At 62.7% G+C, this 3,248-nt stretch carries 3 protein-coding genes; all 3 read right to left on the bottom strand.

The features are described from left to right. On the bottom strand, positions 1-995 hold a 995-nt coding region (locus L2A60_RS20070; protein WP_235706230.1), incomplete at its 3' end, for a tyrosine-type recombinase/integrase. Further along, positions 988-1,938, bottom strand: coding sequence for a tyrosine-type recombinase/integrase (locus L2A60_RS20065; RefSeq protein WP_235706229.1), 951 nt, complete (start codon positions 1,936-1,938; stop codon positions 988-990). The genes L2A60_RS20070 and L2A60_RS20065, both read right to left, overlap by 8 nt. Further along, a complete protein-coding gene (locus L2A60_RS20060) occupies positions 1,935-3,182 on the bottom strand; it encodes a tyrosine-type recombinase/integrase (protein ID WP_235706228.1) in 1,248 nt (415 codons plus the stop codon). Before L2A60_RS20060 ends, L2A60_RS20065 begins: the two co-directional genes overlap by 4 nt. Positions 3,183-3,248: the final 66 nt, after the last annotated feature.

The raw sequence follows: 3,248 nt of genomic DNA, 5'->3' as shown, positions 1-3,248 counted from the left end.
TACAAGGATTTCAGGAAGGCCATCAGGTCCTTGTCCTCCTTCCATGAGCGCCCGGGCGCTTGCGTGGCGACTTCGCAAAGCGCAACGGCGCTGGCTTTCAGCGTGAGGTCTATTTCGGCGTAGATATTGGTGGTGCTGATCGAGACGTGGCCGAGCCAGGCGCGGATTGTATTGATGTCCACGCCGGCGAGAACCAGGTGGCAGGCCGTTGTGTGCCGGATCACATGCGGGGTTATCGTTCTGTCCGCCAGTTCGGGAACCCGCGCCGCGCACCTTTCGATGAGCCGATAGACTCCAAAGCGGGTGAACTGCGCTGCAAGTCTGCTGACAAACACGGGGGCTTCTGCCTCGCGGTCGAGGATCTCGTTTGCCAGGACCGTTTCGGTTTCCGGCCACAGCGGACATTGGCGCGTCTTGCCACCTTTCCCGTGCAGGGTGGCAAGGTCGTGACCACCGTTGCCGCGCCCGAACTTCAGATCCCGCACCTTCAATTGCGTTGCCTCGGAGACACGCGCCCCAGTGTTGTAGAGAAAGAGCAGCAACGCGTATTCGCGTCGCCCCCGGCTGGTCTTGCGGTCGGGCACGGCCAGCATGGCCTCCATTTCCTTCTTCGTCAGCCATCCGACAGGTGGCGGCATGGATTTCTTCGATGCGATGGCACGGATGTGGCCGCACCATTCGACATGAGCTGGATCCCGGCTACCCACGAAGCGGGCAAATGCACGGATCGCCGCAAGACGCTGATTGCGGGTCCGGACGGAACAGTCCCGGTCATCCTCGAGATGCGTGAGGAACTTCAGCACCAGCTCGGAGGTGAGATCGCGCACGGCCAGACGGTCCACGGGCTTGCGCAGCTTGCCGCTGACGAACGGCAGCAGCAGGCTGAAGGTGTCGCGATAGCTCGCCCGGGTGTTGCGGGCCAGATTGCGTTCGGTGACGATGTACTCGACCAGGAAGCGCCTGAGCCATGGGCCAAGGAGTTCACGTTCAGACATTCTCGCCCCCGCCCGCATAGCGCGCAAAACGCAACGACGCCTGCTGCAGAAGCTCCGGCGTCATCGACAGATAGACCTTCGTCCCTTCCAGATCGGAATGGCCGAGATAGGTGGAAAGCACTGGCAGCAGCCGCTGCACATCAGCGCCCTGACGGTACCAAGCGGTCAGGCTGTGAACCGCGAAGCTGTGCCTGAGATCATGCAGGCGCGGGGTCTGCCGTCCGACCTCCGCGCCATGCACTTCGGCGATGCGCCGCAGCGCTTCGAATGCCGTCTGAACGGTACTGCTGGCGAGCCGCGTGCCGTCTCGGTTCGCCAGCAGGAACGCCGCTTCACCCTGGGCAAGTCCGTTTTGTTTCTGCACGGACATGTAGTTTGCCAGCACCGCCGCGAGTTGCGATCCCACAGGCACCAGACGGCTCTTGTAGAATTTCGTGTCTCGGATGGTCAGGATGGCTCCCGACAAGTCCACATCCGCCAGCCTGAGCCCCGTGGCCTCGCTGAAGCGCAACCCGGCGCCGTAAAGCAGAAGCAGCAGGACGCGGAACGTGACCGCGTCGAGTTGCCTGGCGCCGCGTCGGCAGGTCTCCACGTTGCTCGGATCAAGGAGTCGCCGCAGTTCGTCCCGTGCGTAGATGTAGGGCGGCGCACGCAAAGGCGATCTCGGTTCATCGCCTGGCAAAGGTGAACGGCGCGCATAGCCCCGGCTGATCGCATAGCGCCAGAACCCGGCAAGGGCGTAGTTCTTGTTCTCGCGATGCCGGGTCACTGGTCCCTCGCCCGCAAGGAAGGCCAGCACCTCCGCCATGGTGACCGCGCCGCACTCGGCGTCCCCGTCTGCATAACGGAGGAACTGGCGCAGCAGATTCCCCGCAGCCGTGAACTTTGCGCCATGAGCCTGTCGCCAAACGACATATTGCTCGATCGCCTCGCGCAGCGTCATGCCAGCCCCTCCAAATCAAGGGCCGCCACTTCGCGAAGAGCCGTGAGGTTGACCTTGGCGTAAATCGCGGTGGAGGATGGGTCGCTGTGTCCCAGAAAGTCTCCGATCACCTTCATGGACATGCCCTGATCCAGCAAATGCTGGGCTGCGGCGTGACGCAATGCGTGCGTTCCGCGCCGGCCGGTGACGATGCCAATGCCCGCGAGGCGATCATGGACGATTTTGCCGAGAGTCTTTCGGCCGACCGATTGGATGGGTGCTTGCGACGTGAAGAAGAGGCTTCGTCCGTGACCGGTCGGACGAACGTCCGTGATGTAGCGCAGAATGGCGTGGCCGACCGCCGGTGTAAGTGGCCAGACATGGGTTCGGCCCGGTTTGGGGCAACGAACGCGAACGGTCTCGTTCTCCCAGTCCAGGTCATCAAGCCGCAGACCGGCGACTTCCCCGGCTCGCAACCCATAGGCAACAAACAGCATCAGGATCGCGCGGTCGCGCTTCTCGACCGGGCGATCGGCCTGGACGGAGGCTAGCAGACGCACGACGTCTTCGCGCTTGATGCCCTTCGGAACGGTCTCGTCCGCCATAAATCGGGGTGCCATGATCCCCGCCGCCAGCCCGGTCCGACACCAGCCCCGCTCTGCGGCGAAGGCAAAGAATGGCCTCAGGCGCTGCGCGTAATCATGGATTGTCCTCCGCTTCCAGGCGCCCCGCCCGCGCTCTATCGCAATGGCATCGTCGACGTCGGACATCTGGATGGCGTCCAGCGCCGTGCCTCTCGCTGCGAGCCAGATGAAGAAGTGGTCAGCAGCGCGGCAATAGTCATCAATTGTCGTCTCGGAGAGGCCGCGTTCGTTTCGTAACCACCCTTCGAATATCCGTACCTCGTCATGGTGCGGATGATGGTTTCCTTTGGCCTCATCGACCCAGCCCAGAAAGCGCAGCAAATCGATGCCGTGGCCGATGAACCGGCTACGGGCCTTGGCAGTGGCTGCTTCGTCGCTTCTACGACCCTTCGGCCGAGACCAGATCGTCGCCGCTGCCTCGATCCCGTGAATGCTGATCTGGCCGTCTTCCCGCGGATTCAAAAGCCGGACAAGGTTAAGGTGATCGCTGGCGCATTTGCGCAGGGTGCTGCGACAGGCGCCGGTTTCCTTGAGATGACGCAGATACCGTGCCCGTGGTTCGGCAAGCGGCGCTGCTCGATGTTTCGCTGCGGTTCGGGGAAAGAAGATTTCTTCGAACATAGTTGGGCCTCCGTGCTGGTGGAGGCTCAAGCTTCCGCACCGGGCGCTGTGCTGTCAGTTGTCTTG

It is taken from the genome of Acidiphilium iwatense (genome assembly GCF_021556475.1).
In the GTDB taxonomy this organism is placed as follows: Bacteria; Pseudomonadota; Alphaproteobacteria; order Acetobacterales; family Acetobacteraceae; genus Acidiphilium; species Acidiphilium iwatense.
Note: the sequence above shows the minus strand (reverse complement) of the source record. Positions and strands in the feature narration are given on the sequence as shown.

Bases quoted from the DNA above. Each gene is read 5' to 3' on its own strand.
- L2A60_RS20065 (WP_235706229.1), bottom strand. From the start codon at position 1,938: ATGACGCTGCGCGAGGCGATCGAGCAATATGTCGTTTGGCGACAGGCT.
- L2A60_RS20060 (WP_235706228.1), bottom strand. From the start codon at position 3,182: ATGTTCGAAGAAATCTTCTTTCCCCGAACCGCAGCGAAACATCGAGCA.